The organism is Streptomyces sp. NPDC050704 (genome assembly GCF_040654355.1).
GTDB lineage: Bacteria > Actinomycetota > Actinomycetes > Streptomycetales > Streptomycetaceae > Streptomyces.
Window position 1 is genome coordinate 57,494 of sequence record NZ_JBFAHW010000009.1, and the last position, 24,920, is coordinate 82,413.

At 70.8% G+C, this 24,920-nt stretch carries 21 protein-coding genes and 1 tRNA gene; 11 read left to right on the forward strand and 11 right to left on the reverse strand.

Features of this window, described 5'->3' with window-relative positions:
* Positions 1-226 precede the first annotated feature (226 nt).
* Positions 227-2,371, forward strand: a complete 2,145-nt coding sequence (locus AB0I18_RS07070; RefSeq protein WP_363104351.1) for a fructose-specific PTS transporter subunit EIIC — start codon at positions 227-229, stop codon at positions 2,369-2,371.
* A gap of 278 nt (positions 2,372-2,649) precedes the next feature.
* Here AB0I18_RS07070 and AB0I18_RS07075 read toward each other — a convergent pair whose 3' ends face one another.
* Both AB0I18_RS07075 and AB0I18_RS07080 read right to left on the reverse strand, forming a co-directional pair.
* Complete coding sequence (locus AB0I18_RS07075; protein ID WP_363104352.1) at positions 2,650-3,405, reverse strand: DUF6227 family protein; 756 nt, start codon at positions 3,403-3,405, stop codon at positions 2,650-2,652.
* A 329-nt stretch (positions 3,406-3,734) separates the two neighbouring features.
* Positions 3,735-5,555, reverse strand: a complete 1,821-nt coding sequence (locus AB0I18_RS07080) for an ABC transporter ATP-binding protein (protein WP_363104353.1) — start codon at positions 5,553-5,555, stop codon at positions 3,735-3,737.
* Between the two features lie 73 nt (positions 5,556-5,628).
* Between AB0I18_RS07080 and AB0I18_RS07085 the strand changes: the two genes are divergently transcribed.
* Positions 5,629-6,231, forward strand: coding sequence for a TetR/AcrR family transcriptional regulator (locus AB0I18_RS07085; RefSeq protein ID WP_363104354.1), 603 nt, complete (start codon positions 5,629-5,631; stop codon positions 6,229-6,231).
* A 73-nt stretch (positions 6,232-6,304) separates the two neighbouring features.
* On the opposite strand, the gene AB0I18_RS07090 is transcribed toward AB0I18_RS07085, so the two are convergent.
* The gene (locus AB0I18_RS07090) at positions 6,305-7,333 is read right to left on the reverse strand and encodes a P1 family peptidase (protein WP_363104355.1); all 1,029 of its coding nucleotides are present in this window, start codon (positions 7,331-7,333) and stop codon (positions 6,305-6,307) included.
* 30 nt (positions 7,334-7,363) lie between these two features.
* Complete coding sequence (locus tag AB0I18_RS07095) at positions 7,364-8,650, reverse strand: low temperature requirement protein A (protein WP_363104356.1); 1,287 nt, start codon at positions 8,648-8,650, stop codon at positions 7,364-7,366.
* 299 nt (positions 8,651-8,949) lie between these two features.
* Here AB0I18_RS07095 and AB0I18_RS07100 point away from each other — a divergent pair, with 299 nt between their 5' ends.
* On the forward strand, positions 8,950-9,138 hold the full coding sequence (locus AB0I18_RS07100) for a hypothetical protein (RefSeq protein WP_363104357.1): 189 nt from the start codon (positions 8,950-8,952) through the stop codon (positions 9,136-9,138).
* Positions 9,139-9,235: 97 nt separating this feature from the next.
* Here AB0I18_RS07100 and mscL read toward each other — a convergent pair whose 3' ends face one another.
* From mscL to AB0I18_RS07130, 6 genes are all read right to left on the reverse strand, one after another.
* The gene (gene mscL, locus AB0I18_RS07105; protein WP_363104358.1) at positions 9,236-9,718 is read right to left on the reverse strand and encodes a large conductance mechanosensitive channel protein MscL; all 483 of its coding nucleotides are present in this window, start codon (positions 9,716-9,718) and stop codon (positions 9,236-9,238) included.
* Between the two features lie 135 nt (positions 9,719-9,853).
* Entirely contained in the window at positions 9,854-10,366 is a 513-nt protein-coding gene (locus AB0I18_RS07110; protein ID WP_363104359.1) for a hypothetical protein, read from the reverse strand.
* A 294-nt stretch (positions 10,367-10,660) separates the two neighbouring features.
* Complete coding sequence (locus AB0I18_RS07115; RefSeq protein ID WP_363104360.1) at positions 10,661-11,503, reverse strand: S-methyl-5'-thioadenosine phosphorylase; 843 nt, start codon at positions 11,501-11,503, stop codon at positions 10,661-10,663.
* An 88-nt stretch (positions 11,504-11,591) separates the two neighbouring features.
* On the reverse strand, positions 11,592-11,939 hold the full coding sequence (locus AB0I18_RS07120) for an FmdB family zinc ribbon protein (protein ID WP_363104361.1): 348 nt from the start codon (positions 11,937-11,939) through the stop codon (positions 11,592-11,594).
* Positions 11,940-12,008: 69 nt separating this feature from the next.
* On the reverse strand, positions 12,009-13,298 hold the full coding sequence (locus AB0I18_RS07125; protein ID WP_363104362.1) for an MFS transporter: 1,290 nt from the start codon (positions 13,296-13,298) through the stop codon (positions 12,009-12,011).
* A gap of 323 nt (positions 13,299-13,621) precedes the next feature.
* Positions 13,622-15,103, reverse strand: a complete 1,482-nt coding sequence (locus AB0I18_RS07130) for a potassium/proton antiporter (protein ID WP_363104363.1) — start codon at positions 15,101-15,103, stop codon at positions 13,622-13,624.
* Positions 15,104-15,373: 270 nt separating this feature from the next.
* Here AB0I18_RS07130 and AB0I18_RS07135 point away from each other — a divergent pair, with 270 nt between their 5' ends.
* Complete coding sequence (locus AB0I18_RS07135) at positions 15,374-18,142, forward strand: penicillin acylase family protein (RefSeq protein ID WP_363104364.1); 2,769 nt, start codon at positions 15,374-15,376, stop codon at positions 18,140-18,142.
* 104 nt (positions 18,143-18,246) lie between these two features.
* Here AB0I18_RS07135 and AB0I18_RS07140 read toward each other — a convergent pair whose 3' ends face one another.
* The gene (locus AB0I18_RS07140) at positions 18,247-18,861 is read right to left on the reverse strand and encodes a 5-formyltetrahydrofolate cyclo-ligase (protein WP_363104365.1); all 615 of its coding nucleotides are present in this window, start codon (positions 18,859-18,861) and stop codon (positions 18,247-18,249) included.
* 94 nt (positions 18,862-18,955) lie between these two features.
* Here AB0I18_RS07140 and galU point away from each other — a divergent pair, with 94 nt between their 5' ends.
* The 7 genes from galU to AB0I18_RS07175 all read left to right on the forward strand — a co-directional run bounded on the left by galU (position 18,956) and on the right by AB0I18_RS07175 (position 24,708).
* Positions 18,956-19,858: a UTP--glucose-1-phosphate uridylyltransferase GalU gene (gene galU / locus AB0I18_RS07145; RefSeq protein ID WP_363104366.1), complete on the forward strand. Its 903-nt coding sequence runs from the start codon at positions 18,956-18,958 to the stop codon at positions 19,856-19,858.
* A gap of 4 nt (positions 19,859-19,862) precedes the next feature.
* Entirely contained in the window at positions 19,863-21,185 is a 1,323-nt protein-coding gene (glp, locus tag AB0I18_RS07150; RefSeq protein WP_363104367.1) for a gephyrin-like molybdotransferase Glp, read from the forward strand.
* Positions 21,186-21,245: 60 nt separating this feature from the next.
* Positions 21,246-21,725 (forward strand): cyclic pyranopterin monophosphate synthase MoaC, encoded by a 480-nt coding sequence (gene moaC / locus AB0I18_RS07155; protein WP_363104368.1) that lies wholly within the window; start codon positions 21,246-21,248, stop codon positions 21,723-21,725.
* On the forward strand, positions 21,722-22,267 hold the full coding sequence (locus AB0I18_RS07160; protein ID WP_363104369.1) for a MogA/MoaB family molybdenum cofactor biosynthesis protein: 546 nt from the start codon (positions 21,722-21,724) through the stop codon (positions 22,265-22,267). The genes moaC and AB0I18_RS07160 overlap by 4 nt, the downstream gene beginning before the upstream one ends.
* A gap of 26 nt (positions 22,268-22,293) precedes the next feature.
* Positions 22,294-22,923 (forward strand): GNAT family protein, encoded by a 630-nt coding sequence (locus AB0I18_RS07165; protein ID WP_363104370.1) that lies wholly within the window; start codon positions 22,294-22,296, stop codon positions 22,921-22,923.
* Between the two features lie 187 nt (positions 22,924-23,110).
* The gene (gene glpR / locus AB0I18_RS07170) at positions 23,111-24,493 is read left to right on the forward strand and encodes a gephyrin-like molybdotransferase receptor GlpR (RefSeq protein ID WP_363104371.1); all 1,383 of its coding nucleotides are present in this window, start codon (positions 23,111-23,113) and stop codon (positions 24,491-24,493) included.
* Positions 24,494-24,634: 141 nt separating this feature from the next.
* Positions 24,635-24,708: transfer RNA gene (locus AB0I18_RS07175), tRNA-Ala, on the forward strand.
* The last annotated feature ends 212 nt before the right edge of the window (positions 24,709-24,920 follow it).

A 24,920-nucleotide genomic window follows, 5' to 3' on the forward strand; every position in this document is an offset into this window, starting at 1 on the left:
CCACTGAACCGGCTCTGATGCGGCGGGCCCACCCCTTACCTGCCGCAGCCGCGCTGAGGCGGGGTTTCCCCTGCCCCGCCTCAGCGCTCCCCCTGGTCCCCACAGCAGTGCCCACCGCAGTGCCCGATGCAGTCCCCACAGCCGCCGCGGTCCCCGACCGAGGCACCCCCGTCCCCACCCTCGCCCACAACTCTCCCCGGGCGATACGCGTGCGAAGGAGCCCGCGATGAGCGAGATGATCACCGCGGATCTGGTCGACCTCCAACTCGACCTGTCCGCCGATACGAAGGAAGCGGCGGCGCGCGCCCTCGCCGAGCGCATGGTGTCCCTGGGCCGGGTGACCGACCTGGAGGGCTTCCTCGCCGACGTGGCCGCCCGCGAGGCGCAGATGCCGACCGGCCTCGACGGCGGCATCGGCATCCCGCACTGCCGCAGCGAACACGTCACCGAGCCGACGCTGGGCTTCGGCCGCAGCGCGGCCGGGATCGACTTCGGCGCCCCGGACGGGCCCGCCGACCTGATCTTCCTGATCGCCGCCCCGGCCGGCGCCGACGACGCCCACCTGACGATCCTGTCGTCGCTGGCCCGCCAGCTCATGAACGCCGAGTTCACCTCCGCACTGCGGTCGGTGGACGACGCGGCGGGCGCGGCCGCGCTCATCCGCGGGGACGAGTCCCCGGCGGCCGCGCCCGCGTCGCCCGCCTCGTCCGGGTCAGCCGCGGCCGAGGCGTCCGAGAACTCCGCGGCGGCGTCGGGGACGGCCTCCGCCGACGCCGCCGCGGACGGCACGGCCCCGGCGCCGGGTGCGGCCGAGGACGACTCCGCCCCGGCGCCGGGCGCCCCTGGCAGCGCACCCGCGGCCAAGGGCGGCAAGCCGTTCCGTATCGTCGCCGTCACCTCCTGCCCCACCGGTATCGCGCACACCTACATGGCGGCCGAGGCCCTGGAGAACACCGGCCGCGACACCGAAGGCGTCGAGATCGTCGTCGAGCCGCAGGGCTCGGCGGGCTTCAAGCGGCTCGACCCGGCCGTCATCGCCGCCGCGGACGGCGTGATCTTCGCGCACGACGTCCCCGTACGGGAGAAGGACCGGTTCGCCGGGAAGCCCACCGTGGACGTCGGCGTGAAGGCGGGCATCAACCGGCCCGCCGAACTGGTCGCCGAGGTCCGGGCGAAGGCCGAGCGCGGCGAGGTGACCGCGGCCGCGAAGGGCGGCGGCACGCCGGTCGAGCGGGGCGGCGAGCCCGGCGAGGGCTACGGCACGAAGCTGCGCAAGTGGCTGATGTCGGGCGTCAGTTACATGGTGCCGTTCGTCGCGGCGGGCGGTCTGCTGATCGCCCTCGGGTTCGCGATCGGCGGCTACCAGATCAACGAGGCCAAGTCGGTCACCGAGCACTTCGACTGGGGCCAGGTCGACAGCTGGGGAGCCCTGTTCTTCCAGATCGGCGGCGCGGCCTTCGGGTTCCTCGTCCCGGTCCTCGCCGGCTACATCGCGTACGGCATGGCGGACCGACCCGGTCTCGTGCCCGGCTTCGTCGGCGGCGCCATCTCGGTCACGATCGGCGCGGGCTTCCTCGGCGGTCTGGTGGCCGGTCTGATCGCCGGTGGTGTCGTCCTCGGGATCCAGCGGGTGAACATCCCGGCGCCGTTGCGCGGCGTCATGCCGGTGGTGGTGATCCCACTGGTCTCCTCGATCATCGTCGGCTTCCTGATGTTCGTGGTGATCGGCAAGCCGATCGCCTCGGCGCAGGACGCCCTGACCGACTGGCTGAACGGCCTCAGCGGCACCAACGCCATCCTCCTCGGCGTGCTGCTCGGCCTGATGATGTGCTTCGACCTGGGCGGTCCGGTCAACAAGGTCGCCTACACCTTCGCGACGGCCGGTATCTCGGTCGCGGCGCCCAGCGACTCCGCGATGAAGATCATGGCGGCCGTGATGGCCGCCGGTATGGTCCCGCCGCTGGGCATGGCGCTCGCGACCACCCTCCGCAAGAAGCTGTTCACCAAGGCCGAGCAGGAGAACGGCAAGGCGGCCTGGGTGCTCGGCGCCTCCTTCATCTCCGAGGGAGCGATCCCGTTCGCGGCCGCCGACCCGCTGCGGGTCATCCCGGCCTCGATGGCGGGCGGCGCGGTCACCGGCGCCCTGACCATGGCCTTCGGCTCGACGCTGCGCGCCCCGCACGGCGGCATCTGGGTCACCTTCCTGATCGGCAAGCCGTTCCTCTACCTGCTGGCCATCGCGGTCGGCACAGCGGTCACGGCCGGCCTGGTCATCCTCCTGAAGGGCATGCGCAAGACGACCCCCGAGGGCGTGGCGAAGACCCCCGAGACCTCGACGGCAACCCAGAAGAAGGAGCCCGTCGCGGCCTGAGGGCTCCGCCGAGAACGAGAAACACCGTGGCCCGGGACTTGGAAGTCCCGGGCCACGGCCATGCCCCTTCAGGGGCGCGGGATCCAAGTCCCGGCCACAGCCGTGCCCCTTCAGGGGCGCGGGGCTGCGACATGGTGCGGCTCCGCCGCGTGGGCGCGACCAGCCCACCACAACCCGCACATCGCCCACCGTCCCGCACGAACTCGCGTACCCGGCTCAGCTGCTGAAGACCCGGCTCAACTCTCAGAGACCCCCGCTCAACCGTCGGAGACCCCGGCTCAGCTGTCGGAGACAGCCGTAGCCCGCCGCTCCATCGCCTCGCGCGCGTCCTCCTCCGAGGCGTACACCTCGCACATGTGCCGCCCGTCGGGCGTGGCCGTGTGCTCGACCTCCCACAGGGACAGCTCGCGCCCGTCACTGAGCAGGAACGCGTGCTCGTAGAGCGAGAAGCACAGCCCCATCTCGCCGGCCCGGCACGGTCGTCCGAAGGCCTGGGTGATCTGGTGCGCGAACGCCGTCCGCAGCAGCCCGGCCATCTCCTCGCCCGGCCGGTCCGGATTCTCGGCGCGGCGCAGCAACCGCCGGCCGTGGTCCGCCGAGTCGTCCGGCACGTAGGTGTGCCGGGGCCCGGGGACGGGCGTCAGCCGCACCAGGACGGGCAGCAGCTCGAAGTCCGTCGCGTCCGGCGGCAGCGGCAGTCGCGCGGTCGCGGCCCGCAGCTCCTCCTCGTCCTCGTACACCTCGTGCTGCGTGACGCAGCCGCGCACGGTGTTGTGGACGAGCTCCCAGAGCGTGAGCGCGCTCCCGTCGGCGAGCAGCCAGGTATGCCGGTACGTCTCGCGGTGCAGCCCCGCGCTGTGGTGCGCGGAGTGCAGCGAACTGTCATGGGCCAGCGCCCGGTCGAGCCGCCGTATCGTCTCGTCGGTCAGCTCGAAGGAATTCAGGGCACGGCCGAGGAGCCGCTCGAGATGCTCCTCCGGAGACTCGGGCGACTCGGGTGGCTCGTACGCTGCCGTCTCGTACGGAACGCTCAAGGCTTCTCCCGGCGTTGCTGCATGTCACCTCGTGGGTGCATACCGTAGCCCCTCGGTCGGACATCATGTCCGGGAACCGAGAAAACGTACGCACAGAAAACGTGGAGGCCGTGTGAGGAGTTCCCACACGGTCCGGCAAACCTCCAAAACCCCTTGGTCAGAAGGCACTTCCCGCGCTCCAGGCACTCCGTGCCGTGTTCCGGCCGTGGAGGTCTGTGTCCCGCCCGCCTTGTCGTCGGAACCGTTGTTGTCGGCCTTGGCGCCGCTGCCGCGCACGGTGAGGGTCGGGCCGCCCTGAACGCCCGCAAGTGCCAGAGCCGGGGCGATCGCTACGCGGCGCGGGCCTTCTCCGTGATGCGCAGCGCCTCGACGAGGTCGCGGTAGAGGGCGTCCGCGGCGAGGAGCTGGTCATGGGTGCCCCGGGCACGGATGCGGCCGGAGTCCATCACCACGATCGTGTCCGCGTCGATCACCGTCGACAGCCGGTGCGCGATCGTCACCACCGCGTGCTCCCGCGTCCGCCGCCGGATGCAGTCGTGGACCGCCGCCTCCGTGAGCGCGTCGAGCTGCGCCGTCGCCTCGTCGAGCAACAGCACGTCCGGCTCCCGCAGCAGAGCCCGCGCCAGAGCGATCCGCTGCCGCTCCCCGCCGGACACCGCCGCCGCCGACAACTCCGTGTCCAGCCCGTCGTCCAGCGATTCCACCTTCTCGGTCAGCCGGACGTCCGCCAGCACCCGGCGCAGCTCCTCCTCCACTGCCTCCGGGCGGGAGATCAGCAGGTTGTCGCGGATGGTGCCGGGAACGACCGGGGTGTCCTGTTCCACGTACGCCAGCCGGGCGCGGATCGCCGCGTGTCCGAGCCGGTGGTATTCCATGCCGTCCAGGAGCAACTCGCCCTCCTGCGGCTCCAGGAAGCGCAGCAGCAGGGAGAAGAGGGTGGTTTTGCCCGCCCCCGACGGCCCTACGATCGCGGTGTGCCCGCGCGCCGGCACCGCCAGGTCGACCCCGCGCACGGCCGGCTCCCGGTCCGGACCGTACGCCGCCGTCACGCCCTTCAGCTCAAGGACCGGACCGCTCGTACGGCCGCCGGACGGCCGGAGCGGCGTTCTCGGCGCGGGCGCACCCGCCCCTGCTCCTGCCCCTGGCACGTCTGCCCCTGTTCCCGGCGCGTTCGCCGCTGCCGCCGGTTCGTCCGCCTCCGTCGCCAGCTCGTCCACCGCCCGGATCCGCTCCGCGGCGGCGAGGCCGGACTGCAACGCGGTGAGGTTCTGCGACAGCTCCGTGACCGGATCCATGAGGCCGAAGGCATAGAGCAGGAAGGCGATCAGGCTGGACACCTCCAGCTGTCCCTCCCCGACCCGCCAGGCTCCGACGCCGAGGATAAGGATGACCGCGAGTTGGATCCCGGTCCAGGCGATGGTCCACACGGTCGCCTCAAGGCGCACCGCCCGGATGCCGTACTCCGCAGAGGCCCGCGCGTCCGCCGCTATCCGCTCCGCCTGCCGGTCCTCGGCGCCGCTCGCCTTGACCGTCCGGATCGCCCGCAGCGTGCCCTCCAGAGTGCCGCCGACCCGGCCGACGTGCTCCTGGGCCCGCTCCTGCGCCTTCGCGATGGCGGGCATCAGTACGGCGAACAGGACGATGACCACCAGCACGGTCGCCACCGTGGTGCCGAGCAGGACCAGGTCCAGGACGCTCATCAGCACCAGCGTGCCGACCAGCATGACCACGCCGTTGATGAGCCCGATCACGCTGGACGAGGCCGCCTCGCGCAGCAGCACGGTGTCCGAGACGGCCCGCGAGACCAACTCGCCCGGCGGCCGCGCGGTCACCGCGGGCACCGTGGCCCGGAAGTACCTCCGCACGATCGACTCCCGCGCGTCCAGCACCACCCGCTCGCCGAGCGTGCCCAGCAGCACCCACTGCACGCGGCCGAGTACCGCTCCGACGAGGAGCAGCACCAGCAGCGCGGCCACCGGGCCACGCAGCGAACCGTCGTCGGCGAGCGCGTCCAGCACCCCCTTGGTCACCATCGGGGTGGCCAGGCCCAGTGCCGAGGCAGCCAGCGCCAGTAGCAACCCGCCCGCCAGTGCCCTGCGGTGCGGCCGGGCGAACGATGCCAGAATCCGAAGACCATCCGGAGCAACCATGCTCGTGATTGGAACACCACTGTTCCATAAATGTCAATGACGTTTCATTACGGAACCGCGCTACGGTATGTACATGGACACCGCCGATACCGTCGACACCGCTGTGAGCAGCAGGAGTGGCGCGCGCAGCCGCACCAGGCGCGCCATCCTCGACGCCGCCACCGTCGTACTGGCCAAGAACTCCGCGGCCTCCCTCGGTGACGTGGCCGCCGCGGCGGGGGTCGGTCGTACAACCGTCCACCGCTACTTCCCGGAACGCTCCGACCTCCTGAACGCCTTGGGCTCCGACGTCCTCGACAAGATCGCCGCCGCCACCGACCGCGGCCGCCTGGACGACGGCCCGGCACTCGCGGCCCTGGAGCGGCTGTGCCAGGAACTCTTCGAACTGGGCGACCTCCTCACCCTCGTCTTCGACGAGTCACTGGCGGCCGCATGGAACTGGGAGGGCTGGGACGAGGACACCGACGCCGACCGCGCCCTCGCCGGCCTCATCGAACGCGGCCACACCGAGGGCGCCTTCGACCCCGACATGGACACCGACTGGATCGTGCAGGTCCTCTGGTCCCTGCTGTACGTGGCCTGGCAGCGCGGCCGCACAGGCACCGGCACCAAGCACGAGGCACTGACCCTGTGCCTGCACACCCTCCGCAAGACCGTCTCCTCGACGGGAGGCTAGGGGCCTAGGGGGGCCGGCGAGGCTGGGCGTGTGTCCGGGCAGGTCCGCGGCGCTGCCAGCCTCCTTTTACCGCCTACCCCCGCCCGTACAACTCCCCGTACGCCGGCCAGAGCCCGCCCGGCCCCTCCACCGACTCGGCGGCCCGTACCGCCCGCACGATCGCCCGCGTCACCAGATCCGCGCCCGCCGCGAGGATCTCGTTCAGGGCCAGCGGGTTCTCCGCCGCCAGCGGACGCGCTCCCGTGGCGAGCGCGAACACCGTGTCCCCGTCATTGAGCAGATGCACCGGCCGCACGGCACGCGCGATGCCGTCGTGCGCTGTCCCCGCGAGCTTCTGGGCCTGCGCCTTCGACAGATCCGCGTCGGTCGCGACCACGGCGAGCGTGGTGTTCAGCGGGGGAGTGCTGTTCTTCGCCGCGGCTTCGGCGAGCCGCGCCCGCGCCGCCTCGTGAACCTCCCTGGCCGGACAGCTCATACGCCCCTGCAGCAACTCCCCGTACAACGCCCCCGTCTCCGGCTCCACCACCGATCCCACCGCGTTGGCCACGACCAGCGCCGCCACCGTGACACCCGAATCGAGCACGACACTCGCGGTGCCGACCCCGCCCTTCATCATGCCGACGGCCGCTCCCGTGCCGGCGCCCACGCACCCCTCCCGCACGGGCGCGCCCGGCTCGCTCGCCGCCGCGGCCTCCACCGCCTCGCGACCGGTCGCCGCGTCGGGCCTGGCCCGGAAGTCGCCGCCCCGGCCCAGGTCGAAGACGCAGGCCGCCGGCACGACCGGCACCACCTGGAGCGGATCGGGCCCGACCCGCACCCCGCGCCCCCGCTCCTCCAGCCAGGCCATCACACCCGCCGCCGAGTCCAGCCCGTACGCGCTGCCGCCGGTCAGGACGAGTGCCTCGACCTTTTGCACCACGTTGCGCGGATCGAGCGCGTCGGTCTCCTTGGTGCCCGGCCCGCCGCCGCGTACGTCCACGGCCGCGACGGCGCCGCCCGCCGGGGCGAGGACGACCGTGGTACCGGTGAGCCAACCGTCGCCGGTCCGCGTGGCGTGCCCCACGCGCAGCCCGGTCACATCCGTCAGAGCGTCAACTGTCATGAGCCCAGTGTCGACCCACCTCACACCACGTCACGCGACCGAAGCACCCGCACTCGGACCCGAACCTGTACCAGCACCCGAATCCTCACCCGCACCCGCCACGTCCTCCCTCGCGGCCATCCGGGCGGTCAGTGTCACTCCCGCGGCCACTGACAGCGTCGACACGATCCCCGCCGCGAGCACCGCCCAGTTACCCAGGAACGTGCACGCGATCACTGCCAACGCCGTGGCGGGCAGCACCAGTTGCTGAACCGTGCCCACCTTGAAGTGGCGGGCGTGCAGCGCCCAGACGGTGAGGAGGAACAGCGCCGTCGGCAGTGTCACCGCGGCCGACGCGGCGAGCGTGGAGATGTGCGCCTTGCCCACCGCCTGCTCCACCGCGACCTCCAGTCCGGCTCCGATCGCCGCCGCCGAAGCGAAGATCAGGTAGTGGCCGTATCCCCACAGGAACGCCCTTCTGCTGGAGGTGAGATGGCCGTGGATCGGCACGACGAAATAGATCCACCACGCGGCGAAGATGATCAGCAGTCCGCCCGAGGCGATCGGGAGGAGCTCGCCCAGCGCGTCGTTCTCGTCCACGCCCGACTTCACGGCGACCGTGGCCGCGGCGATCGTCTCGCCCAGCACGATGATGGTGAACAGCCCGTACCGCTCGGCGATGTGGTGGGGGTGCCAGGAAGTGTTGGTCTCCTTCTCCGCGTACAGCGGTACGCACATCTCGGCGATCGCCATCACCAGGAACCACCACGGCCGGGCCGACTCCGGCAGGAGCAGCAGGCCCATCCAGCCGACCATGCAGAGCAGCACCCCGCCCCCGTACCTCAGTGCCATCCGCCGCTCGGCGCCCTCCGCGTTCCGGGCCGCTCGCAGCCACTGCGCGGACAGCGCCAGCCGCATGATCACGTAACCCAGCCAGACGACCAGGAAATCGTGGTCCTCGGAGGCCCGGGACACCCCGGCGGCCAGCACCAGCACGCCTGCGATCTGGATCAGCGTGACGACCCGGTACAACGCGTCGTCGTTGTCGTACGCCGACGCGAACCAGGTGAAGTTCATCCACGCCCACCAGATGGCGAAGAAGACCATCGCGTAGTTCAGGATGCCCTCCGCCGTATGCGCCTCGGCGACGGAGTGGACCAGTTGCACGCCCGCCTGGGCGATGGCCACGACGAAACACAGATCGAAGAAGAGCTCCAGTGGCGACGCGGCCCGGTGCTCCTCGTCGCGCCCGCGTGCGGTCATGCCGCGCAGCGGGCGACGGGCGACAGGGGTTTGGGAGGGGCGTGGCTCGGGTTCGGAAGCGGGTCTGGACGTCATGAGACCAAGCACAGCAGAAAACAGCCGAATATTCAGAAGCTCTCCGGGTCCTGAAGACCCCCGGGAAGAGCCAGGTCAGGCGAGGTGGGCGGGCGAGGGCGCGGAGGAGGAAGCGGGGGAGGGGGAGAGGGAGAGAGAACGGGCGAGGAAGGCGCCACCGTGTGCGGCCACGATCGAGGCTCTGGGCAGCGACCGGCGGCCAGGGGCTGCCGGGACCGTGTCCGACCGGCGGCCGAGGGGCGCCGGGACCGCCACCGTGCCCCGGATCAGGCCCGTCCCCCTGGCCGTACCCTGGAAGCATGAGCACTGTCCCCGATCCCGACCCCGCCGCCGAACCCCGTGACCCCAAGGCCGCGCTGGTTTTCGACGACCCGCTGAGCCGGCCGTCCGCGGACGACACGGACCGCGGGTGGGGCGAGCGGCCGGCCGGCGACAGCGCCGCGGACCTGGCCCGTTTCCTCGACGAGAAGCCGCCCCACCACCTCTGAGCGCCGCGGTCCCGGCGGACGGCAACCGCGGCCCGGTGGACAGCAACCGCGGCCCGGTGGACGGCAATCGTCCCCCGGACCCGGCGAACGGCGGTCGTTACTGCTCGTTGTGCCCCGCGCCGCGCTGCGCCACCAGGGCGTCGCGGATCTCCTTCAGGATCTCCAGCTCGGTCACCTCGATGACCTCGTGCGTGCCCTCCTTCGCCTTCTGGCGGGCCGCCTGCTTCGCCAGGTACTTGGACATGGGCAGCACCATCAGGAAGTAGACGACGGCCGCGGTGATCACGAAGGTCAGCGTGGAGCTGAGGACGGAACCCCACATGATCGGGATGCCGCTCGTCGCCGTTCCCGTCGCCTCGTCGAATTCGCAGGGGTCCTTGAGGCACGAGCTGTACCTGTTGAGGTCCTTGGTGCCGAAGGCACCCACCAGCGGGTTGATCATGCCCTTCACCACGGAGTTGACGATGTTGGTGAACGCGGCGCCGATGACCACCGCGACAGCCAGGTCGACGACATTCCCGCGCGTCAGGAAGGTCTTGAAGCCCTCCCAGACGCCAGGCTCCTTCTTCTTCTCGCTCACCAGGGAGCCCCTCTTCGGTCGTATGAGTCGTGGAACGATCAGCTCCGCAACCTACGTCAGGGCGTGGCAGGCCTGTCCAATTCCCTAACTCCAACGAGGGACTTGACAGCCAGACAGCGACTTTCCCGAGCAGGTTCAGCACAGGGTCACCGCCAGTCGTGAGGTCGCGCCGGCCCCGGCCAGCCGCGTCGCCGTCCCGCGCGGCACGGACAGGACGACCAGCGCTCCGCCCTCGGTCACACTGTCCGGCGCCTCGGGCACTGTCGTTACCCGCGCCCCGCGCGCGACCACCTGCGCGTCGCCCGCGCCCACCGCAGACTCCGCCGCCGCGACGACGTCGACCCGGTCTCCGGGCCGCAGCAGCTTCACCGTCGCGCCGTCGGCGATCCGCACCGGCGCCGTCACCATCTCGACCGGCCGCCGCTCGCGCACGGGATCGACCACCGGATGGGCCCGCGGTGGTCCGGTGTCCCGTGGTCTCGCGTCCTGTGGCCCGGCCGCCACCAGCGCCGCCGCCGTCACCGCGAGCCCCGCGGCCAGGGCCCGCCTCCGGTGCCGTACGAGCCGTCGCAGCTGACGGCGACCGCCGCGCACCCGCACGGGAGCGAAGTGCGGCACCTCGCACGTGCCGGGCGCGTCCGTGCCCAACGGGCGCGGGAAGGAGGACGGGAGGACCGAGGGGAAGGAAGCGGGGAGGAAGGAAGAGGGGGAGGGGGACGGATGGGGAGACGTATAGGAAGTCGGATGGGAGGAGAGATGCGACACGGGTACCACCGCCTGCGGTCGGAGATCGGCTTGCGACCTCAGACTGCGCTCCCGCGCCGAATCCCGCCGACGCCGGTGGACTACCGACCGGTTGTGGACAACTGGCTCACCCGAAAGTGAAATTCAGCCGTGGGATTCCGCCGTGGGATTCAGCGCCCCGACGGGAGATTCGACGCCCTACGGCAGCTCGAACCCCGGATCCATCCCGCCCAGCGCCGTCGTGCACAAGCAGTCCCGCGTCCCGTTCGCCGGCAGCCCCGCCACCGCGTCGAACAACACCCCGCGCAACCGGTCCACATTCGCCGCGAACACCTTCAGCACCTCCTCGTGCGAGACGCCCTCCCCGGTCTCGGCGCCCGCGTCCAGGTCGGTGACCAGCGTCAACGACGTGTAGCAGAGCTCCAGTTCACGGGCGAGCGCCGCCTCGGGATGCCCCGTCATGCCCACCACCGACCAGCCCTGGGCCCGGTACCACAGCGACTCCGCACGGGTCGAGAACCGCGGCCCGTCGATCACCACGAGCGTCCCGCCGTCCACCGGCTCCCAGTTCTGCCCGCGCGCCGCCGCCAGCGCGGCCTCGCGCCCGACGGGGCAGTAGGGGTCGGCCAGCGACACGTGCACCACGTTCGGCGCGCCGCCCCCGGGCAGCGGCAGCCCGTCGAAGTACGTCTGCGTCCGGGCCTGCGTACGGTCCACGAACTGGTCCGGCACCAGCAGCGTCCCCGGCCCGTACTCGGGGCGCAGCCCGCCCACCGCGCACGGCCCGAGCACCTGGCGCGCCCCGACGGAGCGCAGCGCCCACAGGTTGGCGCGGTAGTTGATGCGGTGCGGTGTCAGATGGTGGCCGCGGCCGTGACGGGGGAGGAAGGCGACCCGCCGGCCCGCGATCTCGCCGAGGAAGAGGGAGTCGCTGGGGGGCCCGTACGGGGTGTCCACCTGTATCTCGGTCACGTCTTCGAGGAAGGAGTAGAAGCCCGAGCCGCCGATGACGCCGATCTCGACGTTGTCCGTGTTCGCCATGACCGCACCCTAGCCGGGCCGGAAACGCCGAAGACCCTGTCGTCGTACGACGACAGGGTTCCGTAAGAAAGCTCCGTGCGAGAAAGCCTCAGGCGGCGTTGCTGCCCGAGGACGAGCTCGTGGACGACGACTTCGAGTCCGAGGAGGACTTCGAGGACGACTTCGAATCCGATGACGAGGTCGACGACGACTTCGAGTCGGACGACGAACCCGACGACTTCGAGGCGGCGGCCGGGGCGGGGCTGCTGCTCGACGACGAGCCGCGGCTGTCGTTGCGGTAGAAGCCGGAGCCCTTGAAGACGATGCCGACGGCGGAGAACACCTTCTTCAGGCGGCCACCGCAGTTGGGGCACTCGGTCAGGGCGTCGTCGGTGAACTTCTGCACCGCCTCGAGGCCCTCGCCGCACTCGGTGCACTGGTATTGGTAGGTCGGCACTGTGTCTTCCTCCTGGCACTCTCACTCAGTGAGTGCTAACGACGGTCTATACTGACGTATTCCGCGAGATCAGTCCACTGCCACCGGCACTCGGTGACCGATGCCACGTGCGACGGTCCGGCTCACGGACCGTGGTGCGAGCCGAGACCGCAGGGCCACCAGCGTCCCCAGGGCGAGCAGTGTGCCGCCCATCGGGACGAGGAATCCGGCGCCGTCCCAGAGGCGGTCCTCCAGTTGTCCGGCGATCGTGACGGCGGCCGCCTGCCCGAGTGCGACCGCTCCGGTCAGCCAGGTGAAGGCCTCCGTACGGGCGCCCGCCGGTACCAGTCCGTCGACCATCGTGTAGCCCGTGATCAGGGCGGGCGCGATGCACATGCCGACCAGGAGGCCTACTCCGGCGAGGACGAGCACGGAGTGGGCGGCCCACAGACCGGAGGCGGCCAGGGCCAGGGCCGCGTACCCGACGAGGAGGCGGCGGCGCGGGGCCACCTTCCAGGCGATCGCGCCGCAGACGATGCCGGAGAGCATGTTGCCCGCGGCGAAGGTCCCGTAGAGGACGCCGTTGAGGCCGGGCTCGCCGATCGACTCGCTGAACGCGGCGAGGGAGACCTGCATGCCGCCGAAGACGGCGCCGATGCCCAGGAAGGCCACGATCAGAACGCGTACTCCGGGGACGGACAGAGCCGAAGCGTGCTTCACGCGCGCGTGCCCGTCGAAAGCGACGGAGGGCTGGGTGCCGCGCTGGGCCGCGAACAGCAGACCGCCGACCAGGGTCAGCGCGGCCTCCGCGAGCAGGCCCGCGGCCGGGTCCACGGCGGTGCACAGCGCGGTCGCGAGCAGCGGTCCGAACACGAAGGTCAGCTCGTCCGTGACGGACTCGAAGGCCGCCGCGGTCGTCATGAGGGGCGAGCCCTGGAGCTTGACGCCCCAGCGGGCGCGGACCATGGGCCCGATCTGCGGAACCGAGGCACCGGTCGGGACGGCGGCCGCGAACAGTGCCCACAGGGGAGCGTCCGCGAGGGCCAGCGCGGTCAGTGAGAGGCCCGACAGGGTGTGTACGAGGACGCCGGGCAACAGGACCGCGCGCTGGCCGTGGCGGTCGGCCAGGCGGCCGGTGAAGGGCGCGAACAGCGCCATGGCGACACCGGTCACCGCGGCGACGGCGCCGGCGGTGCCGTACGAGCCGGTGGTGTGCTGCACCAGCAGCACGATGGAGAGGGTCAGCATCGCGAACGGCTGGCGTGCGGCGAAGCCGGGGAGCAGGAACGTCCAGGCGCCGCGCGTACGCAGCAGCTGTCCGTATCCGGGGCGGGAGGACACCGGGGTCCGGGCGGACTCCGAAGTGACCGTGGATGCCACGGCCCGTGCCTTTCTGCCGCCTGGTAGCGCGGCCCCTTTCACGGGGCTCGCCCCGTGCGGGGGGCGCCGAGAGCTGTCCTGTTGCGCGGAACTGCGGTAGATACCGGGTCGCCCTCTGCGAGGGCGCCGCGGCCGCCATACGGTCGCGCCAGCTCTGCGTCAGGCAGAGTTGGTTCGATCAAGGTATGCCTTGATGATACAGGGCTGAACGACCGTGCCCCTGTGAAAACCTGCACTCTCCCGATCGGCGCCTGCGAATACCCGGCTACCCGGCTACTCGGCAGATGCCCGCCGGAACTCCGTCTTCCGTCGATTGCCGGAGCTCAGTCCTCCGGGCCGTTCCCGCCCGTGCCCAGCCAGCCCGCCAGCTTGCCGCCCTGGCCGACCGCGCGCAGCCGCCGCTCGGCCGCGTCCCGGACCGGGTCCGTGGCCACCACGAGCAGTTCGTCGCCGCGTCTCAGTACGGTCGTGGGCAGTGGGACGAACGATTCTCCGTCGCGGACGACGAGCGTGACCGCGGCGCCCGCGGGCAGCCGCAGCTCGGCGACCTCGACGCCGTGCATCTTCGACCCCTCCGGGATCGCGACGGACAGCAGATGCCCGCGCAGCCGCTCCAGGGGCGCCGACTCGATGCCCAGGTCGGCGGCCTCCGTGGCGGACTTGCCCAGGTGCAGTTTCCGGGCCAGCCAGGGAAGGGTGGGCCCCTGGACGAGGGTGTAGGCGACGACCAGTACGAAGACGATGTTGAAGATCCGCCGGCTGTCCTCGACGCCGCTCACCATCGGGATCGTGGCCAGGATGATGGGCACGGCTCCGCGCAGTCCGGCCCAGGACATCAGGGCCTGCTCCTGCCAGCGCATACGGAACGGCAGCAGGGCGAGCACGACGCTCAGCGGACGGGCCACCATGGTCAGCACCAGCCCGATGACGAGCGCGGGCCAGATGTCGTCCCCCATCTCGTGCGGCGTGACCAGCAGGCCGAGCAGCACGAACATGCCGATCTGGGCGATCCAGCCGAGCCCGTCGGCGAAGCCGCGGGTGGCGGGCCAGTGCGGGAGCTTCGCGTTGCCGAGCACCACCGACGCCAGGTAGACGGCGAGGAAGCCGCTGCCGTGGGCCAGCGCCCCGGCCGCGTACGCCGTGACCGCGATCGCCATGACGGCGATCGGGTAGAGGCCCGAGGCGGGCAGTGCCACGTGCCGCAGGCCGTACGAACCGAGGAAGCCCACCGCGAGGCCGATGGCCGCGCCGATGGCCAGCTCCAGGGCGATCTCACCGATCAGCACGTACCAGTGCTCCACCGGACCGGCCATCGAGAACGACACGACGAGGATGACCACCGGGGCGTCGTTGAAGCCCGACTCGGCCTCCAGGATGCCCGTCACGCGCGCGGGGAGGGGCACTCTCCGGAGCACCGAGAAGACGGCCGCGGCGTCCGTCGAGGACACGACCGCCCCGACGATGAGCGCCTGCCGCCACTCCAGTCCGATCAGGTGGTGCGCCGCCGTGGCGGTGACGCCGACGCTCACCGCGACGCCGACGATCGCGAGTGAGGAGGCGGCCGGGAGTGCAGGCCTGATCTCCTTCCACTTCGTGCCGAGGCCGCCCTCGGCCAGGATCACGACCAGGGCCGCGTACCCAATGACCTGGGTCATCTCGGCGTTGTCGAAGTGGATGTCGCCGATGCCGTCCTGGCCCATGGCGACGCCGATGCCCAGGTAGACGAGCAGGCTGGGGAGCCCGCTGCGCGAGGAGATCCGAACCGCTGCCACCGCGACGAGCAGAACGAGCGAGCACACGAGCATGAGCTGGTTGAGGTGGTGGACAGTCAGCGGCTGTTCCCTTCTCGCCGTTCCGGATGGATCGGTTCAACTGTTTCATTGCTTGAACTACTTCATTACCTTACCTAACTCTTGACGCTTTCTTGACACTTCGCCCGTCAAGATCGAACTGCCGTCCGGCCGGGTTGCCGACTCCGCGTCAAGTGTGTGTGGGCCCTGCGCCTATGGTTGCTCCAGCGCTCAGTCAAATGGACAAGCCCGCCTGCCGCTCGCGTTAGGACAGCAAGGACAGCGATGCCCCCCAACACCACCGCCTCTTCCGGCCAGAAGCCGGGCAAGTCCGGCAGGAAGAAGGGGCGCAGAGCCCGTCTGTTCCTGATCGTCCTGGTTCTGGCCATCATCGGTGGCGTTGCCTTCGGCTCGTACTGGAGCATCAGCACCGTGCGCGCCTCCTTCCCGCAGACCAAGGGATCGATCACGCTCGACGGCCTCTCGGGCCCCGTGGACGTCAAGCGGGACAGCCACGGCATCCCGCAGATCTACGCCGCCACCGACGAGGACCTGTTCATGGCACAGGGCTACGTCCAGGCGCAGGACCGGTTCTACGAGATGGACGTACGGCGTCACATGACGGCCGGCAAGCTCTCGGAGATGTTCGGCAAGGACCAGGTCGACAACGACGAGTTCCTGCGCACGCTGGGCTGGCACCGGGTCGCGGAGGAGGAGTACAAGACCAAGCTCTCGGCCTCCACGAAGAAGTACCTCCAGGCATACGCCAAGGGAGTCAACGCCTACCTGAAGGGCAAGGACGGCGAGGACATCTCCCTGGAGTACGCGGCTCTTGGTTTCTCCAACGACTACAAGCCCCAGGAGTGGACTCCGGTCGACTCGGTGGCCTGGCTCAAGGCGATGGCCTGGGACCTGCGCGGCAACATGCAGGACGAGATCGACCGCTCCCTGATGACCAGCCGCCTCGGCCCGCAGCAGATCGCCGACCTGTATCCGGCTTACCCGTACGACCGGAACAAGCCGATCGTGCAGGAGGGCGAGTACAACGAGGTCACCGGGGAGTACGAGCAGAGCGACGGGGCCGGCACCGGCACCGCCGCCGGGACGCAGTCCGCGGCCGGTACCGGGCTCACGAACGACGCCGCGGCCCCCGACGGGCTGCAGAGCCAGCTCGCGGGCCTCTACAACGTGCTGGACGACGTCCCGACGGCCGTCGGTGTGAACGGCAACGGCATCGGTTCCAACTCCTGGGTCGTCGACGGCACGCACACCATCAGCGGCAAACCGCTGCTCGCCAACGACCCGCACCTGTCGCCCTCGCTGCCGTCGGTCTGGTACCAGATGGGCTTGCATTGCAAGGCCGTCTCCGAGAAGTGCCAGTACGACGTCTCCGGGTACACCTTCGCGGGCATGCCGGGCGTCGTGATCGGCCACAACGAGAACATCGCCTGGGGCATGACCAACTCCGGCGCCGACGTCACCGACCTGTACCTGGAGAAGCTCACCGGGAACGGCTACGAGTACGACGACAAGGTGCGGTCCTTCACCACCCGCACGGAGAAGATCAACGTCGCGGGCGGCGCGAGCAAGAGCATCGTCGTCCGGGAGACCAACAACGGACCGCTGCTGTCCGACCGCGACGACGAGCTGGTGAAGGTCGGCAAGAAGGCCACCGTCGACAGCGCGGCACCCGACCGCGGTGACGGCTACGCCATCTCCCTGCGCTGGACCGCCCTGGACCCGGGCACCTCCATGGACGCGGTCTTCGCGATGAACAGGGCCGCCGACTGGACGGACTTCCGCAAGGCGGCCGCCCTGTTCGACGTGCCCTCGCAGAACCTGGTCTACGCCGACACCGACGACAACATCGGCTACCAGCTCCCCGGCCGGATCCCGATCCGCGGCGAGGGCGACGGCTCGCTCCCGTCGCCCGGCTGGGACTCCAAGTACAACTGGGACGGCTACATCAAGCAGGCCGAGCTGCCCTACGAGTACAACCCGGAGCGCGGTTACATCGTCACCGCCAACCAGGCCGTCGTCGACAAGGACAAGTACCCCTACCCGCTCACCACGGACTGGGGCTACGGCACGCGCAGCCAGCGGATCTCCGACCTCATCGCGTCGAAGATCAAGGGCGGCGGCAAGGTCTCGACCGACGACATGCGCCAGATGCAGCTCGACAACAGCAGCGAGATCGCCAAGCTCCTGGTGCCCAAACTGCTCAAGATCGACGTCGAGGACAAGGACGTCCGCGAGGCGCAGAAGCTCCTGGAGGGCTGGAACTACACCCAGGACGCCGACTCGGCGGCGGCCGCGTACTTCAACGCGACCTGGCGCAACATCCTCAGGCTCGCCTTCGGCAACAAGCTGCCCAAGGAGCTGCGGGTCAAGGGCCAGTGCCTGAACGTCGAGCCGGCCGACTCCACCGGCCCCGTCGACGACGAGGACGACAAGGTGCGCGAGTGCGGTCAGCGCGACGCGGACAGCGCGCAGCCGGACGGCGGCGACCGCTGGTTCGAGGTGGTCCGCAAGATCCTCGACGACGAGGACAACGACTGGTGGTCGGCGCCCCGGACGCGTCTGGACAAGGCCGTCGACACCCGTGACGAGCTCTTCAAGCGGGCCCTCACGGACGCCCGCTGGGAACTGACCGCCAAGCTCGGCAAGGACATCGACACCTGGAGCTGGGGCCGGCTGCACCGGCTCTACCTGGAGAACCAGACCCTGGGCACCGAAGGCCCCGGCTTCCTGCAGTACATGCTCAACCGCGGCCCGTACAACCTGGGCGGCGGCGAGGCGGCGGTGAACGCCACGGGCTGGAACGCCGCGGGCGGCTACTCGGTGGTCTGGGTGCCGTCGATGCGGATGGTGGTGAACCTCGACGACCTGGACAAGTCCAAGTGGATCAACCTCACCGGCGCCTCCGGGCACGCCTACAGCTCGCACTACACCGACCAGACGAGCAAGTGGGTCAAGGGCGAGCTGCTGTCCTGGCCGTCCACGGAGCGGGCGGTCGACAAGGCCACGGCGGACACGTTGCTCCTGAAGCCCTGACGGGACGGGGTTCCCAAGCCCTGGGATCCTCGTAAGAACGGCCCTCCACGCGCGCGTGGAGGGCCGTTCGGCACGTAGGGAGCGGTCGGCGTCTACGTAGGGGGTCAGCGGAAGTGACGTACTCCCGAAGGGGTCACCACCGCGTGCACCGGCCGGTCGTGCGGCTCCTCGGGGACGCGGTCGACCACTTCGGAGTCGTACAGCAGCACCACCAGGGCCGGATCCGCGCCCGCCCGGTCGAGCCGCGCGAGCACCCGGTCGTACGATCCTCCGCCGCGGCCGAGCCGCATCCCGCGCCCGTCCACGGCCAGGCCCGGCAGCAGCACGGCATCGGCCGCGAGTACGGCGTCCGGGCCCAGGCGCTCGCCCGCGGGCTCCAAGAGGGCCATTTTTCCCCGGTGTCGGACGCGGACGAGCGAGCCCTCCCCGTCGTACGCGCCCCAGTCCAGGTCGTTGTCCGCCAGCAGCACCGGCAGCAGGACGCGCACCCCGCGCGCGTGGAGGGCGTCCAGGAGCGCACGAGTGCCCGGCTCACTCCCCACGGAGACGTACGCCGCCACCGTGCGCGCGTGCGCCAGTTCGGGCAGATGCAGGGCGCGGGCGGCGAGTGCTGCCTCGGATTCCCGCACGTCATCGGCCGTCAACCGGCTTCTCACCGTGAGGAACCCCTGCCGCAACAATCGTTTGCCAGACTCTGGTTCGGGCCCCAGGTGGCTCATAGGTTCTGTCCGTATCCTTGGTAATGCGCTCATATGAGAGTGAATTATCCGGAGCCTCAGATTCCCTACCAAGGCACCGGATATGGTGTCGGGCATGACTCAGGCACACCCCAGGATCAACAAGGCTGTCATCCCCGCAGCAGGCCTCGGCACCCGGTTCCTGCCGGCCACCAAGGCGACTCCCAAGGAGATGCTGCCGGTCGTTGACAAGCCGGCGATCCAGTACGTGGTCGAAGAAGCCGCCTCCGCCGGCCTCGACGACGTCCTCATGATCACCGGCCGCAACAAGCGGCCCCTCGAGGACCACTTCGACCGCAACTACGAGCTGGAATCGGCCCTTCAGAAGAAGGGCGACGCCGGCCGGCTCGCCAAGGTGCAGGAGTCCAGCGACCTCGCCACCATGCACTACGTGCGCCAGGGCGACCCCAAGGGCCTCGGCCACGCCGTGCTGTGCGCCGCCCCGCACGTCGGCCACGAGCCGTTCGCCGTGCTCCTCGGCGACGACCTGATCGACCCGCGCGACCCGCTCCTCAAGCGCATGGTCGAGGTCCACGCGCAGTACGGCGGCAGCGTCATCGCGCTCATGGAGGTCGAGCCCGAGCAGATCCACCTCTACGGCTGCGCGGCCGTCGAGACCACCCAGGACGGCGACGTCGTCAAGGTGACCGGCCTCGTCGAGAAGCCCGACCCGGTGGACGCCCCCAGCAACTACGCGATCATCGGCCGCTACGTCCTCGACCCGCACATCTTCGACATACTCCGCAAGACCGAGCCCGGCCGCGGCGGCGAGATCCAGCTCACCGACGCCCTCCAGCAGCTCGCCGACGACGAGAAGGTCGGCGGACCCGTGCACGGCGTCGTCTTCAAGGGCCGCCGCTATGACACCGGGGACCGCGGCGACTACCTGCGTGCCATTGTCCGACTCGCGTGCGAACGTGAAGACCTGGGCCCGGACTTCCGGACCTGGCTTCGCAGTTACGTCACCGAGGAGATGTAGCAACTTGAGCAGCGCCGCGACCCGTGTCACCGGCCAGGACCACCTCTGGTCGGTGTCCGAGCACCTGGAGGACATCCTCGCCACGGTCCGCCCCCTCGAACCCATCGAGCTGCAACTCCTCGACGCCCAGGGCTGCGTCCTGGTCGAGGACGTCACGGTGCCGGTCTCCCTGCCGCCGTTCGACAACAGCTCGATGGACGGGTACGCGGTCCGGGTCGCCGATGTCGCGGGCGCGAGCGAGGAGTACCCGGCCGTTCTCACGGTCGTCGGCGATGTGGCGGCCGGCCAGGCCGAGCTGCTCCACGTGGGCCCCGGCCAGGCCGCCCGCATCATGACGGGCGCCCCGCTGCCGCCCGGCGCCGAGGCGGTCGTCCCCGTGGAGTGGACCGACGGCGGTCTCGGCGAGGGACCCGTCTCCGGAATGCGCGCCCACAGCGCGTCCCCCGAGAGCGCCTCCGGCCAGGTACAGGTCCACCGCCCGGCGCAGGCACGCGCGCACGTGCGGGCCGAGGGCAGCGACGTGAAGGCCGGCGACCGCGCCCTCTCGACGGGCACCGTCCTCGGCCCGCCGCAGATCGGCCTGCTCGCCGCGATCGGCCGCGGCACCGTCCGGGTGCGCCCGCGCCCGCGCGTGGTCGTCCTGTCCACCGGCAGTGAACTCGTCCAGCCCGACGAGGAGTTGGGCCCCGGCCAGATCTACGACTCCAACAGCTTCGCGCTGTGCGCCGCCGCCCGTGACGCCGGCGCGATCGCCTACCGGGTGGGCGCGGTCGCCGACGACGCAGAGACGCTCCGCTCCACCATCGAGGACCAGCTCATCCGCGCCGACCTCGTGGTCACCACGGGCGGCGTCAGCGTCGGCGCGTACGACGTCGTCAAGGAAGCCCTCTCCCACGTCGGCGACGAGGACGAGGAGGGCAGCGGCGTCGAGTTCCGCAAGCTCGCCATGCAGCCCGGCAAGCCCCAGGGCTTCGGCTCCATCGGCCCCGAGCACACCCCGCTGCTCGCGCTCCCGGGCAACCCCGTGTCGTCGTACGTCTCCTTCGAGCTGTTCGTGCGCCCCGCGATCCGCGCCCTGATGGGCGTGGACGACATCCACCGGCCCACGACCAGGGCGACCCTCCGTACGGACAAGGCACTCACCTCGCCCGCCGGACGCCGTCAATTCCTGCGCGGCCGGTACGCGAACGGGGAAGTGACCCCCGTCGGCGGCGCCGGATCGCACCTCGTCGCGGCCCTTGCGCACGCCGACGCGCTGATCGTGGTCCCGGAGGCCGCGGAGTCCGTGGAGCCCGGCACCGAGGTCGAAGTGGTCCTGCTCGGCTGAGGGCCCCGACTTGGGCGTACCCTGTCGCGGACAACAGGCCCGACCGGGAGCGCCCCAGCGATGAGTACGCAGGACCGACTGACCCACATCGACGAGGTGGGCGCTGCCCGCATGGTCGACGTGTCCGAGAAGGACGTGACCGCCCGCACCGCACGGGCCAGCGGCCGCGTCCTGGTCTCGCCCCGCGTGATCGAGCTGCTGCGCGGCGAGGGGGTACCGAAGGGCGACGCCCTCGCCACCGCGCGCATCGCGGGCATCATGGGCGCCAAGCGGACGCCGGATCTGATCCCGCTCTGCCACCCGTTGTCGGTGTCGGGTGTCAAGCTTGATCTGTCGGTCGCGGACGACGCCGTCGAGATCCTGGCCACGGTGAAGACCACCGACCGTACGGGTGTCGAGATGGAGGCCCTCACCGCGGTCAGCGTGGCGGCTCTCACCGTGATCGACATGGTCAAGGCGGTCGACAAGGGGGCGGTCATCACGGACGTACGGGTCGAGGAGAAGACGGGCGGCAAGTCGGGCGACTGGAGCCGGCCATGACGGCCCCTGTCGAGCCGCCGGTCGGCGGTGCGCCGACCGCTCCGTACAGCGCGCTCGTGGTGACGGCCTCGAACCGCGCGGCGGCGGGGGTGTACGAGGACAAGGGGGGCCCCTTGATCGCGGAGGGGCTCGCACGGTTCGGCTTCGCCGTCGACGGACCGTGGGTGGTGTCCGACGGGGACCCGGTCGAAAACGTCCTGCGGGTGGGCGTCCAGGCCGGGTACGACGTCATCGTGACCACCGGTGGAACGGGGATCTCACCCACCGACCGCACACCCGAGGCCACCGGACGCGTCATCGACTACGCGGTGCCGGGCATTCCGGAGGCCATCAGGGCGTTCGGAAGGGAGAAGGTGCCGACGGCGGCGCTGTCCCGCGGGCTCGCCGGAGTCGCGGAACGGACACTGATCGTCAACCTGCCGGGTTCCACCGGCGGCGTCCGGGACGGTCTCGCCGTCCTGGAGCCTCTGCTGCTCCACGCCGTCGACCAGATCCGCGGCGGCGACCACTCCAGACCCAGCGGCAGTGGGGGTGCGAGCTGAACAGCCCATCCTGGCCGGTCGAGCTGGTGGACGGTGACGTCGTCCTCCGGCCCATAAGGATGCGCGACCAGCGCGCCTGGCGCGAGGTCAACCGGCGCAACCGGGACTGGCTGCGCCCCTGGGAGGCGACCATTCCGCCGCCCACGCCCAGTGGACCGATCGCCCACCGGCCGACGTACCGCCAGATGGTCCGGCACCTGCGCGCCGAGGCCAACGCGGGCCGGATGCTGCCGTTCGTCATCGAATACCAGGGGCGGCTCGTCGGGCAGCTGACGGTCGCCGGGATTACCTGGGGCTCGATGTGTTCGGGTCATGTCGGGTACTGGGTGGACGAGGCGGTGGCCGGTCGCGGAGTGATGCCGACGGCCGTCGCGCTCGTGTCCGACCACTGTTTCCGCGGGGTCGGACTGCACCGCATCGAGGTCTGCATTCGCCCCGAGAACGGGCCAAGCCGACGGGTCGTGGAGAAACTCGGATTCCGCGAGGAAGGCCTTCGTCCACGGTATCTTCACATCGACGGAGCCTGGCGTGACCATCTCGTCTTCGCGCTCACGGCCGAAGAGGTGCCCGAAGGTCTGCTGGCCCGCTGGCGACGGACAAGTTCGCGGAACACGTCCGAAAACTCACCGCGGGACAGGCCATGGAACACCGCGTAACATCGCGTAAATGAAATAAGTGTTCGAAAATGATCGGTGATCGACCGTCCTCGGGCATTAATTTCGCGCTCCCGGTGACCTGTTGATCGCATCGGTCACAAAAAAAGCTCGAAATATCAGCCAGATCGTGCGACACACCGACTCAATTGGCAGATGGCCTCACGCAAACCCCTCTACCGTGTGAGGCGTGAGCAGCAGCGGCCTCATCTACGCAGTCATCGTCGGGGCCTGGGCCGCCTACTTGGTGCCAATGTGGCTCCGTAGGCAGGACGAGCTGAATGAGGCCCGTCCGACGGAACGCTTCAGCACCGCCATCCGGCTTCTGTCCGGAAGGGCGGGTATGGAGCGCCGATACGCCAAGGACCTGCGGGCGCGCTCCGCCGAAGAGGGGGAGCAGCACGCCGACCCGGGCGGCGTCACCGACTCGGTGGACGTCCGGGCCTTCGCCATGCCTCCGACGCGGCGCGAGGTGCGGGCCGACGTCGAGGACGTCCGTGACGCACCTGACGTCCGGGGCGGCGCGCGGGATGTTCGCGACGGCGCGCGGGACGGGCGCGATGCGCGGGACGCACGTGACGTACGCGGTGGCGCGCGGGCCGACGCGCAGGCGCAGGCGCAGCCCGCGACGAAGCAGGCATCCAGGGCGGTGCCGAAGCCGGGCTCCCGGGCCGCGGGCAAGCCGGCGCCGAAGGCGGGCCGGGCGGCAGGCGGCAGGCCGGTGCCCAAGCAGGGCGGCAAGCGGTCGTCGAACGGGTCGTCCGCGCAGTCCGCACAGTCCCCCGCACGGCGGGCCGCCGCGGCGGAGGCGGCGGCGCGCGCCCGGCGCTCGAAGGTGCTCGCGCGCCGACGGCGTACGACGGTTGTCCTCTTCCTCGCCTTCACGCTCGGCGCGATCGTGGCGGCCGTCGGCGGGCTCGCGTTCCTGTGGGCGCCCGGGGTGCCGGCCGTGATGCTGAGCGTCTACATCGCGTATCTGCGCTCCCAGGAGCGCCGGAGGTTCACGTACGTGATGGACCGTCGGCGGGCCGAGGCCGCGGCGCAGCGGCTGCGGGAGCGGCAGTCGAGGCGGCGGCCACCCGCCGAACCGGGCACCGCGGACGAATCGGAGGACGGACCCGGGGCGAACACCGATCCCGGCCTGTCCGCCCTCGCCGCCGACCGCCGCGCCCTCGTCGAGCAGACCGACCACGCCGAGTGGGTCGACCAGCAGCGCGAGCGGCACCGCGGTCCCGCGCGCGGCGACAGCTGGGACCCCGTGCCGGTGCCGCTGCCGACGTACGTGACCGCACCGGTCGCCCCGCGCGCCACGTCCGACGTCGACCTGGGCGCGCCCGACGCGTGGAGCTCGGCCCGTTCCAGCACGGTCGAGCCGGCCGCCGAACACCTGGCGGCCGAGGCGACGGCTCCGGCGCCGGACGACGAGTCGGGCGATCCCGACGCGGACGACACCTCGGACGACGCCGCGGACGCCCGGCGCGCGGCCTCGGCCCGCCGCGCCCGCGAGCGCGGCCGCACGCCCCTCTTCGACCAGTACGAGGACGGCGACCGGCCGCGCGCCGCCAACGAGTGACGGAACCCCAGGAGCCTTCCGGGGCGCCCGCGGTAGCCCCCGCGACACCCCGTCGGATGCCCCACCCTGACCAGCGGGACAGCCGCCGGGAACGGATTTCCAAGCACCCGGAGGGGGATGCTAGAGTTTCACTCGTGGCAAGGGCCTGTGGCGCAGTCTGGTAGCGCACCTCGTTCGCATCGAGGGGGTCTGGGGTTCAAATCCCCACAGGTCCACCGCAAGCCGTTCACGAGTTAGCTCGTGAACGGATCACGAGATCCCGTCCAGCTCACAGAGTTGGGCGGGATTTCTTGGTTTTGAGGCTTGGTTCGGCACGGATGCCGCTTCGGGAAGCCCCGGGCGGCGCCGTGGATGCGTCGAGTGGAGCGTGCGATGGGTGCGCGGGCATGCCGAAGCGGCCGCGGGACCGGAGTGCTGGTGGTCCCAC